We start from the raw sequence: 19,428 nt of genomic DNA on the forward strand, positions 1-19,428 counted from the left end.
CGCAGCAGGGTAAGGAATTGTAATGCGCCGTGCCGTTGGGCTATATAAATCAAGCACTTGGCGCATCCGTGGGCGGCCGGACGCCGGTGCTAGAATCGCTCGCAGGATCACATTTCTCTCCCTGTGATGATGTGCTTCCTTTCCGAGCCGGAGCCCCGCCGGGCCCCGGCTTTTTCTTTCTGCCATCTTGTGGTTATACTAAAGCTCGATCATCCCTGACCTAGTCGAACAGGAAGCCGCATGCGCAAGATTTTGATAGCGGAGGACGACCAGAAAGCCGGCGCCCTGCTGAAGACCTACCTGGAAAAGCACCAATACGAAGTAACGCTGGCGCAGGACGGCCTGAGCTTCCAGTCCGAATTCTCGCGCCACGCCGAGCAACTGTCGCTGGTGATCCTCGACGTGATGCTGCCCGATACCGACGGCTTTGCGTTGTGTAAGGTGGTGCGACGCCGCTCCAACGTGCCGGTGATCATGCTGACCGCCAGTTCCGACGAGGCCGACCGCATCGTCGGCCTGGAGCTGGGCGCCGACGACTACATCGCCAAGCCGTACAGCCCGCGCGAACTGCTGGCGCGCATCAAGGCGATCCACCGCCGCGCCGGCATCGATGTGCAGGCCACGCCGCGCTACTACCGTTTCGTCGGCTTCACGCTGGACCTGCTGGAACGCACGGTGACCGATGCCGCCGGCGCGCTGGTGCCGCTGACCGGCCTCGATTACCAGCTGCTGAAATATTTTGTCGAACATCCGGGCGATATCCTCGACCGCAGCATGCTGTGCGAGCAGACGCGCGGCCGCGACGCCGGCCCGCTCGACCGTTCGCTGGACGTGCAGATCAGCAAACTGCGGCTGCGGCTGCACGATGACGGCAAGCAGCCGGCGCTGATCAAGACCGTGCGCGGCGCCGGCTATGTGTTTTCTGCGGACGTCAGTGCCGTCCCGGCCTGAGTCCTGACATGGCGCGCCGCGCCTTGTTGTGCGTGCTGTGGCTGCTGCACCTGGCGGTGGCGGCGGCGCCGCCGCCTTCGCTCAATTTCGAACAGCTCAGCGTCAAGGATGGCCTGGCGCAGGAAACCGTCACCGCCATCGTGCAGGACCAGCTGGGTTACATGTGGTTCGGCAGCCAGCATGGCCTGAGCCGCTACGACGGCTACCGCGTCACGGTGTACCGCACCATTCCCAACGATCCGCGCAGCCTGGCCGACAACTGGGTGCAGGTGCTGCACGTCGATAAGAAAAACCGCTTGTGGGTCGGCACGCGCGGCGGCCTGCAGCGCTTCGACCCCGCCAGCGGCGGTTTCACCCGCTTCCCGCTGGCGCCGCCCGGTCCCGGCAGCGCCGGCAAGCAGCAGGTGCAGGCCATCATCAGCGACGGTTACGGCCAGCTGTGGCTGGGCACCGATGACGGCATTCACCATTTCGATCCCGAGTCCGGCCGCGACACCGTGCTGCGCCACGATCCGGCCGATGCCGCCAGCCTGGCGGGCAACCAGGTCAATGCGCTGGCGCTGGACGCGGCCGGTGGCCTGTGGGCCGGCCTGAAGCGCGGACTGGACCGGCTGCCGGCCGGCGCCAGCCGCTTCCAGCACTTCCGCGTCGATACGCCGGACACGCCCAATGCGCCGCTGAATGAAGTGCAGCAGCTGCGCATCGACCAGCAGCAAATGCTGTGGTTGGTGACGATGGATGGCCTGGTCAGCTGGCAGCTCAGCCAAGCCGGCCAGCCCGTGGCGCCGCGCCATGTGTTCGGTCCCGCCGACGGCCTGGCGCCGGGGCTGGTGACGGCGCTGGTGCAGGACCGCGACAATACGCTGTGGCTGGGCACCAATACCAATGGCCTGCATCGCTGGGACGCCGGCCTGCGGCGCTTTGTCGCCATGCCGGCCGACCCGCACCAGGCGGCCGGCGCGGAAGTGTCCAGCCTGTTCCAGGATCACAGCGGCACGCTGTGGGTCGGCACCTGGACCGCCGGCCTGCGCCGTGCCGACCTCGCCAGCGGCGGCTTCAGCCGCTACTTTCACATCCCCGGCGATCCGTCCACGCTGCACGACAACCGTATCTACGGCATCTGCAGCGACGGCAGGGGCGGGCTGCTGCTGGCCGGCATCGGCGGCATCGACCGGCTCGACCCGGCCACCGGCAAGGTCACGCGGCTGCGCGGCGACGCCCGCCTGGAGCGCCATATGCACAACAAGGAGATCGTGCTGGCGCTGTACCGCGACGCGCGCGGCGTCACCTGGCTCGGCAGCAGCGCCGAACTGGGGCGCTTCGATCCGGCCACCGGCGCGTATGCCGCACATGACTTCGACAGTCCCGATCCGAACAGCGGCTCGATCACCCACATTACCGGCGACCGCGCCGGCAACCTGTGGGTCGGCAGCCGGGGCGGGCTGCACCGGATCGACGCCGCCGGCGGTCCCGACCAGAGTTTCCGCCACGACGCGCACGATGACACCAGCCTCAGCGACGACTGGGTGCGCATGACGGCGGCCGATGCCGATGGCGCCATCTGGGTCGCCACCGACAACGGCCTGAATCTGCTGGCGGCGGACGGCCGCAGCTTCCGCCATTTCCACCACGACCCGGCCGACCTCAGCAGCCTGAGCAGCGACCGCGTGCAGTCGCTGTTCCTCGACCGCGACGGCACGCTGTGGGTCGGCACCAACGGCGGCCTGAACCGCGTGGTACGCGGTGCCGACGGCCGCGTGCAGTTCCGCCGCTACACCACACGCGAGGGCCTGGCCGACGACTCGATCGGCGCTATCCTCCAGGACGGCGACGGCGCACTGTGGCTCAGCACCGCCAACGGCATCGCGCGCATGGATACCGGCAAGGGCACTTTCCGCAACTACTCGGCGCGCGACGGCATGATCGAGGGCTATTACTTCTCCGGCTCGGCCTACCGGGCCGACGACGGCGCCATGTACTTTGGCGGCGTCAACGGCCTGACCGCCTTCCAGCCGGCGGCGATCCGCGACAACCCGTATCCGCCGCCGGCGGTGGTGACGTCGATGACGGCCGGCGGCAAGCCGCTGCGACCCGACAGCCATCGCCTGACGCTGGACCACGACGCCGCCGCGCTGAGTTTCGAGTTCGCCGCGCTGCACTACAGCGATCCGGCGCGCAACCGCTTCCGCTACCGCCTGCGCGGCTACGACAGCGACTGGACCACCACCGACGCCAGCCTGCGCGTGGCCACCTACACCAACCTGGATCCCGGCCACTACGAATTCCAGGTGCAGGCGGCCAACAAGGACGAGGTCTGGGGCCAGCCGTCGCCGCCGCTGGAATTCGACATCGCCCCGCCGTTCTGGCGGCGCTGGTGGTTCCAGCTGGCCTGCGTGCTGATGCTGGCGCTGCTGGTGTGGGGGGGCGACCGCACCCGCGCGCGCATGCACGCGCGGCGCCGGCGCGCGCTGGAGGTCGAGGTGCGCGCCCGCACCGCCGAAGTCCAGCAGCAGAAGGAGGCGCTGGAGCAGGCCCAGGGCCAGCTGCAACGCTACGTGGCGGACCGCGAGCGCCTGTTCATCTCGATCTCGCACGACCTGCGCACGCCGATCACGCGCCTCAAGCTGCGCTCGGAACTGCTCGACGACGACGCCGTGCGCGAGGAGTTTCACGACGATCTGGACGACCTCGACATGATGGTCAAGGGCGCGCTGCAAACCGTCAAGGACAGCGACATCCACGAAAACACCACCGCCGTGCGGCTTGACGCGCTGATCGGCCGCATGCTGCGCAGCGCCCAGCTGGCGGGGCATGAGATCGGCTACACGCCGGCCGGGCTGGCGGTGCACGCCAAGCCGCTGGCCCTCAAGCGCGCCATCGGCAATTTGCTGGACAACGCGCTGTTCTATGGCGGCGGCGCCGACATCGCCACCGTGGCGCGCGACGGCATGGTGGCGATCAGCATCCGCGACCACGGTCCCGGCGTGCCGCCCGACAAGCTGGCGCAGCTGTTCGATCCGCACGTCCGGCTCGATCACGGCCGTAGCCAGAACGCCGGCGGCCTCGGGCTGGGGCTGGGCATCGCGCGCGGCATCATCGAGGCGCATGGCGGCACGCTGGCGCTGGAAAACCACGCCGAAGGTGGCCTGGTGGCCACGATTACGCTGCCGGGCCACGCTGCTTCGTAATGATTTGTGAGGGCGGCGCCGCGCCGCACCACGGCTGTGCGCGGGGCGCCGCCCGCCTGTGTAAAGAAGCGTAAGTGGCGGCCGGCTTAAAAAGTCGCTTTGTTCAACGTAATCAAGCACTTGAGGCGTGATGGGACGAACGTTGCGGCGGCGCCTTGGGGCGTGATAGTGTCTGTCTCATTCTGATCATAAAGCGACTGTCCATGCCTGTTGCCCTGCCTGTGCTGCCCCGCCAACGCATCGTGGCCATCGATGCGCTGCGCGGCCTGACTTTCCTCGTGATGTTGTTCGTCAACTGCCTGTCCGGTGCGCGCGGCGTGCCGTATGGCCTGCAGCACTTCGCCGCCGACGTCGACGGCATGAGCCTGGCGGACATCGTGTTCCCGGCCTTCCTGTTCGTGGTCGGCACGTCCATCCCGTTCAGCCTGAACCACCGGCTGGCGGTGCAGGGCGGCATGCCGCAGACGCTGTGGCAGGTGGTGTCGCGCGCCTTCGGCCTGATCGTCATCGGCCTGTTCATGGTCAACGCGGAGGAGGGCTACAACCAGGCGGCGATGGGCATCTCCATCGAGCTGTGGTCACTGTGTTTCTTCGCCGCCGTGCTGCTGGTATGGGGACCGTGGCCGAACAAGCTGCTGCGCGGCGCCGGCGCGCTGGTGCTCGTCGCGCTGGCGCTGGTCTACCGCAGCGGCCCGGATGGACAGGGCTGGATGGCGACGTCGTGGTGGGGCATCTTGGGCTGCATCGGCTGGGCCTACCTGGTCGGCAGCCTGGTGTACCTGGCGGGACGCGGCCGGATGGTGGTGCTGGCCCTGGCCGTGGCCGGCTGCGTGCTGTGGTTTGTCCTCAGTCACGCCTACGGCGGCAACGAGATTCTGGCGATGCACGCCACCCACAGTTCCATCGTGCTGTGCGGCGCCTTGTGCGTGCTGCTGTTCTTCGATGGCAAGCGCGGCGCCGGCAGCCGGCGCCGTCTGTGGGATGGTCTCGGCCTGGCGCTGCTGCTGGCGCTGGCCGCCTGGCTGCTGCACCATGTGTATCCGATCTCGAAAATCGGCGCCACGCCGCCATGGGCGCTGTACTGCGCGGCGATTTGCAGCGGCCTGTTCGCGCTGCTGTACTGGCTGATCGAGCTGCGCCACGTGCAGCGCTGGACCGCGCTGGTGCAGCCGGCCGCCGCCAATCCGCTGGTCACTTATCTGCTGCCGGTGGTGCTGGCCGCACTGATGCGCTACCTGCACCTGCACTGGTGGCCGGCGCTGATGCACGGCGCCGCCGCGATCGCGTTTTCGATGCTGTTCGCCGCCGTGGTGGTGGCGCTGGTGGCGGTCCTGAATACCTATCACATCAAACTGAAGCTCTGAGATGCACACTCCCGTTTCCCCACGCTACCTGGCGCTGGACGTCTTTCGCGGCCTGACGCTGGCGCTGATGATTATCGTGAACACGCCCGGCGGCGAAGCCAGCTACGGCCCGCTGGAGCACGCCGCCTGGCACGGCTTCACGCTGACCGACCTGGTGTTCCCATCGTTCCTGTTCGTGGTCGGCGCCGCGATGAGCCTGAGCATGAAAAAGTTCAGCGGCCTCGGCGAAGCGGCGTTCCTGAAAAGCGTGGCCAGGCGCGGCGCGCTGATCTTCCTGTGCGGCTACCTGCTGTACTGGTTTCCCTTCTTCACGCCGGAGCGGACGCTGGCGCCGATCGCCAGCACCCGCATCATGGGCGTGTTGCAGCGCATCGGCCTGTGCTACTTCTTCGCCGCGCTGATCGTGCGTTACGGCGGCCTGCGCGGCGCCGCCGTGTTCAGCCTGCTGGCCTTGCCGGGCTACTGGTGGCTGCTGCACCAGTTCGGCGACTACACGATGGGCGGCAACGCCGCGCTGGCGGTCGACCTGGCCGTGCTGGGTGCGCCGCATATGTACCACGGCGAGGGCATCGCCTTCGATCCGGAGGGCATCCTCAGCACCCTGCCGGCCATCGTCAACGTGCTGGCCGGCTACGCGGCGGCGGTCTGGCTGCAGCACAAGGGACGCACGCGGCATACGGTGGCGACGCTGCTGGTGGCCGGCGCCGCCTGCCTGCTGCTGGCCTACGGCTGGCACGCCCTGCTGCCGGTGAATAAGAAAATCTGGACCAGCTCCTTCGTCGTGTGCACGGTCGGCTGGGACCTCGTCATTCTCGCGGTGCTGGTCGCCGCCATCGACATCGGCGGGCTGCGCTTCGGCACCTACTTCTTTGAAGTGTTCGGCAAGAACACGCTGTTCATCTACCTGCTGGCCGACGTCGCCGTCATCATCCTGGCGCGGTTGCAGGTCGATGGTGTGATGTTGTACCGCTGGCTGTATCAAACCCTGTTCCTGTCGTGGGCGTCGCCGCTGAATGCGTCGCTGCTGTTCGCGGTGGCCTACATGCTGGCATGCTGGCTGGTCGCTTATGTGATGGACCGCAGGAAAATCTACATCAAACTCTGAGGACATTATGCGTACACATTTATTGGGCCTGGCAGCCGCTGCAGCGCTGCTGGCAGGGAGCGCCGTTGCCGCCGAAGTCGGCTCCTACTACACCGCCTGGAGCGTCGAGAAGAATTTCCGCCTCAAGCAGTTCGACCAGTCGGGCGCGGCGGCCGGCTTTACCTATCTGGTGTATGCCTTTGAAAATGTCTACAAGATGCCGGACGGTGGCTATCGCTGCGACAGCGGCCGTGACGACGAGGACACCGGCAACGGCATGCGCGCCACGCTCGATTATGCGCATCGCTTCGGCGCCGGCGAGTCGGTCGACGGCAGCGCCGACAAACCAGGCCAGCCATTGGCCGGCAACTTCAACCAGCTGCGCCAGCTGAAGAAACGTCATCCGCAATTGAAGCTGCTGGTGGCGCTGGGCGGCGGTGAATGGTCGCACTGGTTCTCGGCCGGCGCGGCCACGCCGGAACTGCGGCGCGCGCTGGTGTCGTCCTGCATCGACCTCTACCTGCGCGGCAATCTGCCCAGGCTGGACGGGCACGGCGGCGCGGGCGCGGCGGCCGGCATTTTTGACGGCATCGATCTCGACTGGGAGCATCCGGGGCTGGACGACAAGGCCAGCTTCACCTTGCTGCTGGAAGAATTCCGCCGCCAGCTGGACGCGCTGGGCAAGCCGGCCGGCAAGCACTACCTGCTGACGGCCGCCGTCAACAGCACCGACGAGAAGATGCGCTACACCGATCCGGCCGCCTACAGCCGCTCGCTGGACTGGATCAACCTGATGACCTACGACTTCCACGGCGCCTGGAGCAAGCAGGGACCGACCGGCTTCCAGTCCAACCTGTACCCCGACCCGGCCAGCGGCGACGACAGCCCGCGCAGCGTCGACAGCGGCGTGCAGCGCTTCCTGAAAGCCGGCGTGCCGGCCGACAAAATCGTCGTCGGCGTGCCGTTTTACGCGCGCGGCTGGAGCGGCGTCGATGCCGCCAACAACGGCCTGTACCAGAAGGCCACCGGCCCGGCGCAGGGCTTCGAGGAGGGCGCGGAACAGTATTCAACCATCGCCGCCAGGCATCTGCCGAGCTTCTATCATCCGCTCACCAGGCAATTGTGGACCTACGACAAAGGCACGTTCTGGACCTACGATGATCCGCGCGTGATCCGCGAAAAAGCCGGCTACGTGCGCGAGCGCGGCCTGCGCGGCCTGATGTCGTGGTCGCTGGACCAGGATGACGCCGCCTTCTCGCTGTCGCGCGCCATGCAGGACGCGCGCCGGTGAAACGGCGTCATCTTGCCGCCGGCGCGCTGGCCAGCGCTTTGCTGCTGGGCGCGATGCTGGCGGCGGTCGGCGGTGTGCCCGGCATCGCCGGCATCGCCGGGATCGCGGCGCCGGCGCCTGCGGGACTGCCGGCGCGCATTCTGGCCGGCTACTACCCGGCCTGGTACGACGCGCCCGCACGGCTGCGCGACATCGATCCGCACTATGGCCTGATCTATCTGTTTTCCGCGCGCCCGGTCGGCGGCGCGCCCGGCACCACCGGCGCCGTCTACTGGAAGCCGCCGGGCGACGGCCGCGGCGCCGCCACCCACTTCAACGCCGACCTGCAATATGCGCGCAAGGTGCAGGGCCGCAAGGTGATCCTGTCGGTCGGCGGCGACGGCAACGGCATGAGTTTTCCCGACCGCGCCAAGTCGCGGGCGTTTATCGCCAGCATCGTCGCGCTGCACCGGCAGTTCGGCGGTTTCGACGGCCTCGACTGGAATACCTTTCAGGCCAACCAGCGCCCGGATACGCCGGAGATGATCTGGATCAGCCTGGAGCTGAAGCGCATCTTCCCCGGTTTTATCATCAGCGCGCCGCCGGCGCCGTGGAGCGCCATCGACCAGCGCTTTTGCCAGGACATGCTGCGCGCCGGCGCGCTCGACTACGCCGCGCCGCAATACTACGACGGCCCCAATCTGGCCGACCCGGCCTATGTGATCGCCAACGTCGACCAGTGGGTGGCGCTGCTGGGCGCGCCGCATGTGGTGATCGGCTTCGGCACCAACAGCGCGGCCAACTTCATGAGCGACGCGCAGGCGGCCTCCACCTGGCGCGCAGTGCAGCAGCGCCATCCGCAGCTGCGCGGCGCCTTCAACTGGGAGCTGGTCACCGACGAGCGCCAGGGCTGGGCGTTTGCGCGCAAGGTCGGGCCGATGGTATTGCAGGCCGCGCCCGCCAACTGATTGGCTGAGCGCCCCACCAGTATGCCGTCAGCGCGGCGCGGATGTTGCAACGGTGGTACGCGGCTCTGTAATGAATTGTAAGGATTTGCGGAATTTTTCCAACGCCGGCCGCGCTGACTGGGCCGACCGGCGGGCGTGCGTAAGGAAGTGTAAGCGCGCTCCAAGTGGTTGAGGAAAATAATCAATAAATTCAAAAGCTTATGTAATTTTTAGCCGAAGTGGTTCCATGGTGGTCTGGTTCTCTGCGCAATGTTAGTGTTGAAACACGGCAGCAGACAACCGCACATTCATGCCGTGCAAATGCAGTTGGGATTTCAATCGAGAGGGCGGCTTAGCCGTCCCGCCAACCAGAGGAAAGAGCATGTTTGATTCGAATCGCAGGAAGACCTTGATCAGCTCGGCAGTTGCGGGCGCGCTGGCGGTGCTGGCGGCGCCGGGCTTCGCGCAGGAAGCGGCGCCCGCCACCACGCCGGACGCCAAGGCCGACACCATCCAGGAAGTCATGGTCACCGCCACCCGCTACAGCACCTCGCTGCTGAAGACGCCAGTGGCGGTGACGGCCGTCACGCAGGAAGACCTGACCCGCCAGGGCGCGGTCAACATCAAGGCCCTGACCGGCGAAGTGCCGAATCTGCAGCTGGGCGGCGCGGTCGACGGCAGCTCCGGCGTGCAGATCGCCATTCGCGGCGTGTCCAACTCCGACTTCACCGAGATCGGCAACCCGGCGGTCGGCCTGCACGTGGCCGGCATTTACTCGCCGCGTCCGCAAGGCGCGCTGGCGCTGCTGTTCGACCTGGAACAGCTGGAAATCCTGCGCGGTCCGCAGGGCACGCTGTTCGGCCGCAACTCGACCGGCGGCAGCATCAACATCATTCCGAACAAGCCGGTGATCGGCAGCAAGGAAGGCAGCGCCGAGCTGGACCTGGGCAACTACAACCAGCGGCAGCTCAACGTGGTGCAGAACATTCCGGTGACCGAGAATTTCGCGCTGCGCTTCACCGCCATGGGCGTCAAGCGCGACGGCTGGATCAACCAGACCCAGGACAAGTACGACGTCAACATGCCGTCCAAGGGCTTCCCGGCCGACGGCATTCCGGACACCGACCAGCGCCACAACACCAAGGTCGACAAGAGCGACTACTACAGCAACCGCAACCAGTGGGCCGCGCGCCTGTCCGGCCTGTGGAAGATCAGCAATAACCTGCAATGGCTGGTCGCCTACGAGAACTTCCAGAACAACGACGCCGGCGATATCGCCATGAAGGATTGCGCGCAGGCGGCCGGCACGCCGTATGCCTGTACCGGCGGCAAATACGATGTGGCGATCAACGTGCCGGGCATTACCGACATGTCGATCCGCACGCTGCGCTCCAACCTGGTGTGGAACGTCGACAAGCAGACCGACATCGAATACAGCTACGCGCATGCGGTGCAGCGCCGCTTCCAGCAGCAGGACAGCGACTCCGGCTACCAGCCGATCGCCGCCGACGTCGACGCCACGGCGGCGGCGGGCGGCGACCACTGGCCGGTGGTTGACAACGCCACCTACACGCTGGGCTCGAAATTCGCATCCGACGTGCACGAGCTGCAACTGCGCCAGAACTTCGGTTCGCTGCGCTATGTGGCCGGCCTGTTCTACATGAAGGAAAAGAACAGCCTGGACTACGGCCAGGACTTTCTCAACCAGGGCCCGAACGGCTATCCGTACTCGAACTTCTATCACCAGCCGGATCGCCAGTCGGAATCGAAAGCCGTGTTCGCGCAGGCGGACTGGCAGTTCGTGCCGACCTGGAACTTCACCGCCGGCGTGCGCGCCAGCAAGGATTCGCGCGCCGACAAGAACGGCCAGTTCTGGGAATCGTACGGCACCGACTATTTCAACGGCCAGCTCAATCCGGGCGGCCCGGGCACGCCCGGTTACACCGGCGTCAATTCCAGCCTGCTCAAGCCGGGCATGGGCGCCTATTACGGCAGCGGCGTGTTCCCGGCCGCCTCGTCGATCAGCGATCACGCCGAATCGTGGAGCAAGACCACCGGCCGCCTCGGCCTGACCTGGCAACCCAATTCGCGCAACATGGTCTACACCTCGCTGTCGACCGGCTACAAGGCGGGCGGCTTCAACGACCGCTTCAACCTGTGCGGCACCGAGCTGGACGCCAACGGCAAGCCGTACGATTGCGCCACCGGCCCGGCCGGCCCGCAGTATTCCTACCTGCCGTACAAGCCGGAGACCGTCACCAACCTGGAGTTCGGCTACAAGGGCAAGATGCTGGAGGACCGCCTGACCTTGTCGGCCACCGTGTTCTACAGCCGCTACAAGGACATGCAGGTGACCGGCCAGCACACCGTGGGCCGCTCCAAGCGCACCTGCGACGCCGACCATCCGGCCTGCGACGCGGTGATCAGCTGGTGGTCGACGCAGAACGTTGGCCGCGCCGACATCAAGGGCCTGGAGCTGGAAGGGCAGTACCGCCCGTGGCGCGACGCCCGCCTGACCTACTCGGCCTCGCTGCTGAGCGCCAAGATCGCCGACTATCCGACCTATAGCGACGACATCGGCTGTAACGCCCGCGCCGCCCAGGGCGTGACGCCATGCCCGGACTACTACACCGGCACCAATCCGGCGCTGGCGCAGCTGCGGCCGTACAACGTGGTCGGCAACCACCTGCCGTATGCGCCGCCGCGCACCATGAACCTGAGCTTCTCGCAGGACTTCTACTTCGCCGACGGCTGGTCGCTGACGCCGTGGGTGCAGGCGCGCTGGCAGGACAAGATGTACTTCTCGCTGCGCAACCTCGATACGCCGCACCTGTCGGACGCCCAGCGCGCCTACAGCCAGGTCGATGCGTCGCTGCGCCTGAGCACGCCATCCGGCGCCAAGTTCCCCTGGCATGCCGAGCTGTATGTGCGCAACCTGGGCGATGTGCGCGCCAAGACCTGGGCGGGCATCGGCGGTCCGCAGCAGACCTTCACGGTGGCGTCGTACAACGATCCGCGCATGTTCGGCATCCGCGTCGGCACCGAGTGGTAAGCACGGCAGGTATCTGATTTTTCCCGTGGTAATGCAGCAAACGGCGGTCCTTTGCGGGGCCGCCGCGGCGGACTTCGCCCATGTTCTGTCCATAACTTAACCGGAGACTTTCGTGATCGCTAACAAACGTGTTTCATTCTCGCTGCGCGCCATGGCGGCGGCGCTGACCCTGGCCGGCGCCGGCCTCGGCTTGGGCGGCAACGCTTCCGCCGCCGCCTTCGTGCTGGCCTATACCGACGGCCAGATCGCCCAGTCCTACACCAACTTGCAGGCGTATTACGCCAGCCTGTCGGCGGTGGGGCTGGGTTCCTCGTACGCCATGCTGGCCAACGGCAGCATCGACAGCAGCGGCGTGACGGCCACCACCAACAGCATCATCAGTTTTTCCAAGGGCAAGAACCTGCCGCTGTACCCGACCGTGTCCGATTACAGCAACAGCTACGGCGGCTTCGATCCGTCGATCAGCAACAGCTTCCTGGCCAGCGCCGCCAGCCGCGCCACGGCGGTGACCAACCTGGTCAACCTGGCCACAGCCAACGGCTTCGCCGGCATCGACATCGACCTGGAGGCGGTGCAGCCGGCGATGAAGACGCAGATGTCGTCCTTCATCAGCGCGCTGGCGACGGCGCTGCACAACCAGGGCAAGAAGCTGATCATCAGCATTCCGCCGATGAGCGGCGACGGCGCGCCTTCCTACCTGGCCGGCTACGACTACGCCGCCATCGGCGCGGCGGTCGATTACTTCCAGCTGATGACCTACGATGAAGTGGGGCCGGGCTGGTCGTCGTCGACCTCGGCCACCTGGCCGGGGCCGGAAGTGGGGCTGGACTGGATGAAGGCCAAGCTGACCTATGCGGTGTCGCGCGTGCCGGCGGCCAAGGTGCTGCAAGGCCTGCCGACCTACGGCTACGACTACAGCACCGGCAGCACGGCTTACTGGAAGGGCGCCAACGGCGTGTCCGGCTACAGCGACATCATCAGCGCGCACGGCGCTACCAAGTATCGCGACAGCGCATCGGCCACGCCGTACGCAACCTGGGGTACGGTGGTGCAGCAGGCCGACGGCGTGGCCTGGAGCGCCAGCACCAAGCAGCCGGTGCTGTGGTACGACGATGCGCAGAGCATCACCGCCAAGGCAGCGCTGGTCAACACCTATGCGTTGGGCGGCACCAGCGTCTGGGCCATGGGCTATGAAGACGCCGGCTTCTGGAGCGCGGTCGCGGCCGGCCTGGGCACCAGCAGCGGCGGCCCCAACGGCAATATCGCCACCGGCGGCACCGGCTATGTGTGGACCGCCAACAGCAGCGCCACCGCCAACTCCAACAAGGCAGCGGCGGCGGCCGTCAACGATGGCAACACCAGCACCACCCTGATCCTCAACAGCGCGGGCGAGGGCGGCACGCAGAAATGGGAAGCGGCCGGCGTGACCTTCGCGGCGGCCAGGACCATCTCGTCGGCGCTGTTCATCAACGGCGCGGTCGATACCTACGGCAACGGCTATTTCCAGTCCGGCCTGAGCCTGCAATACACAAGCAACGGCACGACTTGGGTAGAATCGGGCTGGAGCGTGACGCCGGCCTATCCGAACAGCACGGCGGCCAGCGGCGCGTCGTACACCTTCAGCGGCACGGCCATCAGCGGCGTGACCGGCGTGCGGGTGTCCGGTCGTACCGGGGCGGCGTCGTGGAGCGGCTCGGTCAAGGAATTGCAGGTGACAGGTCATTGAGTTGAGTCGGCCCGCCGGCGGCCCCGGGTTTCGCATTAAAAACGGGCCGTTTTCTTTTACGGATAACGCATGCGTCTGAAATTGATTGGTTGGTTGTCCGCCGGGCTGTTCTGCCTGGCCCCGGCGCTGGCGGAGGAACTGTTCGTCGCCACGCCGCTGACGGCGGCGAACAGTTTTACGGCCGGTATCGAAGGGCCGGCGGTGGATGCCGCCGGCAATGTCTATGCGGCCAACTTTGGTCGTCAGCAGGTTGTCGGCGTCGTCAGTCCGCAGGGCGAGGCGCGCGCGTTCCTGGCGCTGCCGGGCGCCTCGGTGCCGAACGGCCTGCGGTTCGGCCGTGACGGCGCGCTGTATATGGCCGATTACGTTGGCCACAATATCTTCCGCGTGGCGCCCGGCACGGCCACGCCCCGGCTGTACGCGCACGAAGCGGCGATGACGCAGCCGAACGACCTGGCGATCAGCGCCGACGGCGTGCTGTACGCCAGCGATCCGGACTGGGCGCATGAAACGGGCCGGGTGTGGCGCATCGCGCTGGACGGCAACGTCACGCTGGCCGCCGACGGCATGGGCACCGCCAACGGCATCGACATCAGTCCCGACGGCCGCACCTTGTATGTCAACGAAAGCGTGCAGCGCGCGATCTGGGCCTTTACCATCGGCGCCGATGGCGCGCTGACGGACAAGCGCCTGCTGCGGCGCTTTGACGACTTCGGCCTGGACGGCATGCGGGTCGATGTCGACGGCAATCTGTATGTCACGCGCTTCGGCAAGGGCAGCGTGGTCAAGCTGGCGCCGGACGGCGCGCTGCTGCGGGAAATCCAGCTGCCCGGCGCAAAGCCGAGCAATATCTGTTTCGGCGGGCCGGACGGCCGCACTGCCTATGTGACCGAGGTGGAGCGTCAGCAGCTGGTGCAGTTCCGTATCGACCGTCCGGGGCTGGAGTGGCAACGCCTGCGGGACCATCCATGATATCGGCCCATCGCCATCCTTTGCATACCGCCGGCATGTCGCTGGTCGAGCTGCTGGTGGCGATGCTGTTGCTGTCATTGATGACCGTGCTGGGATGGCGCGCGCTGGATGGCGTGCTGCGCGCACGCGACGCGCTCACCGCGCAGGGGGATGCCATGCGCGGCCATCAGCTGGCCTTTGCGCAGCTGGAGGCGGACTGCGCACGGCTGGTGCGCAGCACGGCATTTGATGGCCAGCCGACATTGTCGGCGGCGCCCGGACGGCTGCTTCTGCTGCGCAGCGTGAGCGCCGAGGGCGCGCCCGATCAGCTGCAAATCGTCATGTACCGCAACGACGGCGGCCAGCTGACGCGCAGTACCTCGGTAGCGAGCAGGGATCTCGATGTGCTGCATGGCGCGTGGCAGGCGGCGCTGACCGGTTCGGCATCGCTGGCCGCCGTCACGCTCGATGCGCAGGTGGCGGCGCTGGAGTTCCATGCCTGGAGCGGCGGCGCCTGGCTGGCGGCGGGCGGCGGCGATGCCGGCGCCGGCGCGACCACTGGTGCGGCCACTATCGCGCCCACCACTGCGGCCACTACCGCGGTCACCATTGCTGCCGGACGCGGCGCCATGCGTGGCCCGCGTCCGCGCCGCGTGGTGCGCGCGCCGGTGACCGTCGCCGACGCCACCGGCTTGCAGGTGACCTTGCGCGTGGCCGACAAGGCTGGCGCGCTGGTGCGCATGTTCATGCTGGGAGCAGGCTAGTGCGGCCGCATCGCTTTGTGCAGCGGCAGCGTGGCATCGCGCTGGTGACCGCCATGCTGATCACCGCGCTGGCGGTCACCGCTGTCACCAGCCTGTTCTGGCAACAGCAGGTGCAGGTGCAGATGCTGGAAAACCAGCGCCTGCATGTGCAGTCCGCGTGGTTGCTGCGCGCCGGCCTGGACTGGACCCGCCAGGTGCTGCGCAGCGACGCCGAGAACACGCCCGAACTGACCACGCTGGACGGCGCCTGGAACCGCCAGCCGCCCGGCATCCAGCTCGACCGTTATCTGGATCAGGACGCCGATGCCGCTGCGGCGGCGCCGGCCAGCATCGGCAGCCGCATTGTCGATGCGCAGTCGCGCTATAACCTGAGCAACCTGGCCGCCGCGCGGACGCTGAATCTGGCCGAAATCGGCGTCTACGGGCGCTTGCTGCTCGGGCTTGGGCTGGACCCGTCGCTGGCCTGGCGCGCCGCGCAGGCGGTAGCCGCCGGCCAACCGGGTGAGGTGGCGCCGGCCGGTCGTCGCCAGGCGGCGCTGAGCCGCGTCGATGAATTGCTGTCTGTGCCCGGCTACACGCCGCAGATCCTCGCTCGCCTGCAAGACCTGGTGGTGGTGTTGCCGGCGCCGGCCGCATTGAATCTGAATACCGCGCCGCCGCTGGTGCTGGCGGCCGTCACCGGACTCGATCCGGCGCAGGCGAAGCAGCTGGCCGAGCGCCGCCGCCAGGCGTATTTCCGCACCATGGAAGAATTCAAGGCGGCGCTACCGGACGCCCGTGTGCTGGAAGGCTTGAATGTGGGCCTGCGCAGCGATTATTTTCTGGTCGAGAGCCGCGTCAAGCTGGAACGCTCCGCGCTCGACAGCGTATCGCTGATGTATCGTCCACGCGGCGGCGTGGCAGTTACCGAGCTGGTGTGGACTCGGGAAGAGTAGGGAGACCTGCGGCGCCCGCCGGCGCTGCTTTCATTTCACAGAGGTACTTATGCGTTTACTTGTTGTTGTGTCCTGTTTGGTCAGTTTGATCGGGGCGGTGCAGGCCCAGGAAGTTGTGCCGCGTCCTGCGCGCATGGAGCGCGGCGCCGGCGAGTTTGCGCTGACGCCGGCCACGCGTATCGTCGCCAGCGGCGGCGCGCTGGCGGAGGCGTCGATGCTGCGCGATTATCTGCGGCCGGCCACCGGCTTCGACCTGCCCATCGTGGCCGACAACGCCGCCAATGCCGCCAATGCCATCCGGCTCAAGCTCGATCCGAAACTGAGCGCGCTCGGCAAGGAAGGCTACCGCCTGGTCAGCGCCGCGCGCGGCGTGACCATCTCGGCCGCCGATACCGCCGGCCTGTTCTACGGCGCGCAGACGCTGCGCCAGATGCTGCCGGCTGATATCTACCGCAAGGCCAAGGTGCAGCGCAGCTGGACGCTGGCGGCGGTGAAGATCGAAGACCAGCCGCGCTTCGGCTGGCGCGGCAGCCATCTGGACACGGCGCGCCACTTCATGCCCAAGACCTTCCTGCTCAAGCACCTGGAGTTGCTGGCGCAGAACAAGATGAACGTGTTCCACTGGCACCTGACCGACGACCAGGGCTGGCGCATCGAGATCAAGCGCTATCCGCTGCTGACGCAGGTGGGCGCCTGGCGCAGCGAGACCCAGCTGACGCCGCGGCCCGGCGATCCGCCCGGCCTGCGTTATGACGGCCAGCCGCATGGCGGCTTCTACACCCAGGACGATATCCGCGAAGTGGTGGCTTACGCCGCCGCCCGCCACATCACGGTGGTGCCGGAAATCGAAATGCCGGGCCATGCCCGCGCCGCCATCGCCGCCTATCCCGAGCTGGGCAACAACCCGGACAAGAAGCTGAGCGTCGGCCGCGACTGGGGCGTGATCCCGGAAGTCTTCAACGCGGAAGAAAGCACGGTGCGCTTCCTGCAGCAGGTGCTCGACGAGGTGCTGGTGCTGTTCCCGAGCCAGTACATCCACGTCGGCGGCGACGAATGTCCGAAGATCGAATGGGCGCACTCGCCGGCTGCGCTGGCGCGCATGAAGCAGCTGAAGCTGGTGTCCGCCTCGACCACGCTGCAGGACCTGCAAGACTACAAGGACGCGCAGGGCAAGCCGGCCGAGCATCCGGCGCTGCATCAGTTGCAAAGCTGGATCATCGGCCAGATGGATGGCTACCTGACGCAGCACGGACGGCGCCTGCTGGGCTGGGATGAAATCCTCGAAGGCGGCCTGGCGCCCGGCGCCACCGTGATGAGCTGGCGCGGCGAGGAGGGCGGCCTGAAAGCGGCCAGCGCCGGCCACGATGTCGTCATGACGCCGGAGCGCGACACTTACTTCGATTACTACCAGGCCGATCCGTCCTCGCCCGGTTTCCGCGAACCGCCGGGCGCGCGCCAGGTGACCACGCTGCAACGCGTGTACGCCTACGAACCGGTGCCGGCCAGGCTGTCGCCGGCGCTGGCGCACCATGTGCTGGGCAGCCAGGCGCAGTTGTGGACCGAGTACATGCCGGACAGCCGCCACGTCGAATACATGGCGTGGCCGCGCCTGCTGGCGATGGCGGAAAACCTGTGGACGCCGAAAGCGCTGAAGGATTATCCGCAGTTCCAGCAGCGCCTGGCGCCGGCCCTGCAACGGCTGGACGCGCAGGATGTCAATTACCGCCCGGCCGACGGTCCGCGCTGGCCGCGTTGAAAGAGCAAAGATGACTCAGAAAACTTATCAATGGTTCCTGGCCGTGGTCAGCGGCCTGGCCGGGCTGTTGTATGGCATCGATATCGGCATCATCGATCCGGCGCTGCCGTATCTGAACCGCGCCACCAGCCTGTCGGAAAGCCAGCTGTCGCTGGTGGTGGCGGCGGTGCTGGCCGGCTCCATCCTCGGCTCGGTGGTGGCCGGCGTGCTGGCCGACTGGCTGGGGCGCAAGCCGATGATGGTGGTCAGCGCGCTGATGTTCGTCGGCAGCGTGGCGGTGATCTACCTGTCGCAGTCCTTCCTGCCCTTGCTGCTGGGCCGCCTGCTGCAAGGCATGAGCGGCGGCGTGATCGCGGTGGTGGTGCCGCTGTATCTGGCCGAATGCCTGCCGGCCGAGCAGCGCGGTCGCGGCGTGGCGGTGTTCCAGTTCATGCTGACGGCCGGCATCGTGCTGGCGGCGTTTGTCGGCAACTACTATCTGGGCAATGCCGAGCTGGCGATCCAGGCGGCTGGCGCCGACCAGCAGCTGATCGTGGCTGCGTCCAACCATGCGTGGCGCAGCATGTTCCTGACGGTGTTGTATCCGGGCGCGGCGTTCCTGCTGGGCTGCCTGTTCATCGCCGAATCGCCGCGCTGGCTGGTCCGCCATGGCAAGCCGGAGCGGGCGCGCAGCGCGCTGCTGCGGCTGCGCCCGGCCGCTACCTGCGAGGCCGAGCTGGCGGAAATCGGCGCCGCGCTGGCGGCGGAGCGCGAGCGGCCGAAGCAGGCGCGCGGCGCGGCGCTGATGGAGATGCTGACCGAGCGGCGCTATGTGCTGCCGTTTATCCTGGCCTGCGTCATCCTCGGCTGCAACCAGGCGACCGGCATCAATTCGGTGCTGCAATTCATGTCGACCATTCTGCAAAAGGCCGGCCTCGATCCGGTGGCGGCCGCCAGCTATGGCACGGTGATCAAGATCCTCAACTCGGTGATGACGCTGGTGGCGATCGTGCTGGTCGAGCGCAAGGGCAGGGTGTTCCTGTTGAAGCTGGGCACGGGCGGCATCATCGTCTCGCTATGCCTGCTGGCGCTGCTGTTCTACCGCTTCGAGTCGCAGCGCCTGGACGTGCGGCCGCAGGTCGAGGCGCTGGTGCGCGATAACAAGCTGGACTTCAACCTGGCCGATGTCGGCTGGGCCGGCACCGGCGCGGTGCAGCTGAGCATTCTGTACCAGTACGGCGAACGGCAGCAGGTGGCCGAAGCCTTCACGCCGACCGCCGCGTCGCAGGCGGTGCTGCAACGCGCGGCCGAGGTGGTGCACGGCTTGCCGCCGGCGCAGCGCGAACTGCTGGCGCAGGCGCAGGCGGCGTGGAGCGGGCGTGGTCCGGCCGCTGCGGCGGAACAGACGCAGCAGCTGATCGCCGGTCTGCCGGCCGGGGCGCGCAATGCGCTGGCGGCGGC

13 protein-coding genes are annotated in these 19,428 nt (G+C 67.2%); all 13 read left to right on the plus strand.

Annotated features, from left to right (window positions below):
- The first annotated feature begins 240 nt into the window (after positions 1 to 240).
- Entirely contained in the window at positions 241 to 951 is a 711-nt protein-coding gene (locus tag GTP55_RS07115) for a response regulator (protein WP_161044219.1), read from the plus strand.
- 8 nt (positions 952 to 959) lie between these two features.
- Positions 960 to 4,139, plus strand: coding sequence for a ligand-binding sensor domain-containing protein (locus tag GTP55_RS07120; RefSeq protein ID WP_161044220.1), 3,180 nt, complete (start codon positions 960 to 962; stop codon positions 4,137 to 4,139).
- Between the two features lie 203 nt (positions 4,140 to 4,342).
- On the plus strand, positions 4,343 to 5,503 hold the full coding sequence (locus GTP55_RS07125) for a DUF5009 domain-containing protein (RefSeq protein WP_161044221.1): 1,161 nt from the start codon (positions 4,343 to 4,345) through the stop codon (positions 5,501 to 5,503).
- A gap of 1 nt (position 5,504) precedes the next feature.
- Positions 5,505 to 6,608: an acyltransferase family protein gene (locus GTP55_RS07130; RefSeq protein ID WP_161044222.1), complete on the plus strand. Its 1,104-nt coding sequence runs from the start codon at positions 5,505 to 5,507 to the stop codon at positions 6,606 to 6,608.
- A 7-nt stretch (positions 6,609 to 6,615) separates the two neighbouring features.
- Positions 6,616 to 7,878 carry a glycoside hydrolase family 18 protein gene (locus tag GTP55_RS07135; RefSeq protein ID WP_161044223.1) on the plus strand — a complete coding sequence of 421 codons (1,263 nt, stop codon included), beginning with the start codon at positions 6,616 to 6,618 and terminating at the stop codon, positions 7,876 to 7,878.
- Positions 7,875 to 8,825, plus strand: a complete 951-nt coding sequence (locus tag GTP55_RS07140; RefSeq protein ID WP_371868299.1) for a hypothetical protein — start codon at positions 7,875 to 7,877, stop codon at positions 8,823 to 8,825. The genes GTP55_RS07135 and GTP55_RS07140 overlap by 4 nt, the downstream gene beginning before the upstream one ends.
- 361 nt (positions 8,826 to 9,186) lie before the next feature.
- A complete protein-coding gene (locus GTP55_RS07145) occupies positions 9,187 to 11,856 on the plus strand; it encodes a TonB-dependent receptor (RefSeq protein ID WP_161044224.1) in 2,670 nt (889 codons plus the stop codon).
- Positions 11,857 to 11,968: 112 nt separating this feature from the next.
- Positions 11,969 to 13,582, plus strand: a complete 1,614-nt coding sequence (locus tag GTP55_RS07150) for a glycosyl hydrolase family 18 protein (protein WP_161044225.1) — start codon at positions 11,969 to 11,971, stop codon at positions 13,580 to 13,582.
- Between the two features lie 69 nt (positions 13,583 to 13,651).
- Positions 13,652 to 14,554: an SMP-30/gluconolactonase/LRE family protein gene (locus GTP55_RS07155; RefSeq protein ID WP_161044226.1), complete on the plus strand. Its 903-nt coding sequence runs from the start codon at positions 13,652 to 13,654 to the stop codon at positions 14,552 to 14,554.
- On the plus strand, positions 14,551 to 15,297 hold the full coding sequence (locus GTP55_RS07160) for a PulJ/GspJ family protein (RefSeq protein WP_161044227.1): 747 nt from the start codon (positions 14,551 to 14,553) through the stop codon (positions 15,295 to 15,297). The genes GTP55_RS07155 and GTP55_RS07160 overlap by 4 nt, the downstream gene beginning before the upstream one ends.
- Positions 15,297 to 16,232 (plus strand): type II secretion system minor pseudopilin GspK, encoded by a 936-nt coding sequence (gene gspK / locus GTP55_RS07165; protein WP_161044228.1) that lies wholly within the window; start codon positions 15,297 to 15,299, stop codon positions 16,230 to 16,232. Before GTP55_RS07160 ends, gspK begins: the two co-directional genes overlap by 1 nt.
- Positions 16,233 to 16,308: 76 nt before the next feature.
- Positions 16,309 to 17,988, plus strand: a complete 1,680-nt coding sequence (locus GTP55_RS07170) for a beta-N-acetylhexosaminidase (RefSeq protein ID WP_202423603.1) — start codon at positions 16,309 to 16,311, stop codon at positions 17,986 to 17,988.
- A 10-nt stretch (positions 17,989 to 17,998) separates the two neighbouring features.
- The coding region (locus GTP55_RS07175) for an MFS transporter (RefSeq protein ID WP_161044229.1) at positions 17,999 to 19,428 on the plus strand (1,430 nt) is incomplete at its 3' end.

It is taken from the genome of Duganella margarita (assembly GCF_009857535.1).
Classification (GTDB): Bacteria; Pseudomonadota; Gammaproteobacteria; order Burkholderiales; family Burkholderiaceae_D; genus Rugamonas; species Rugamonas margarita.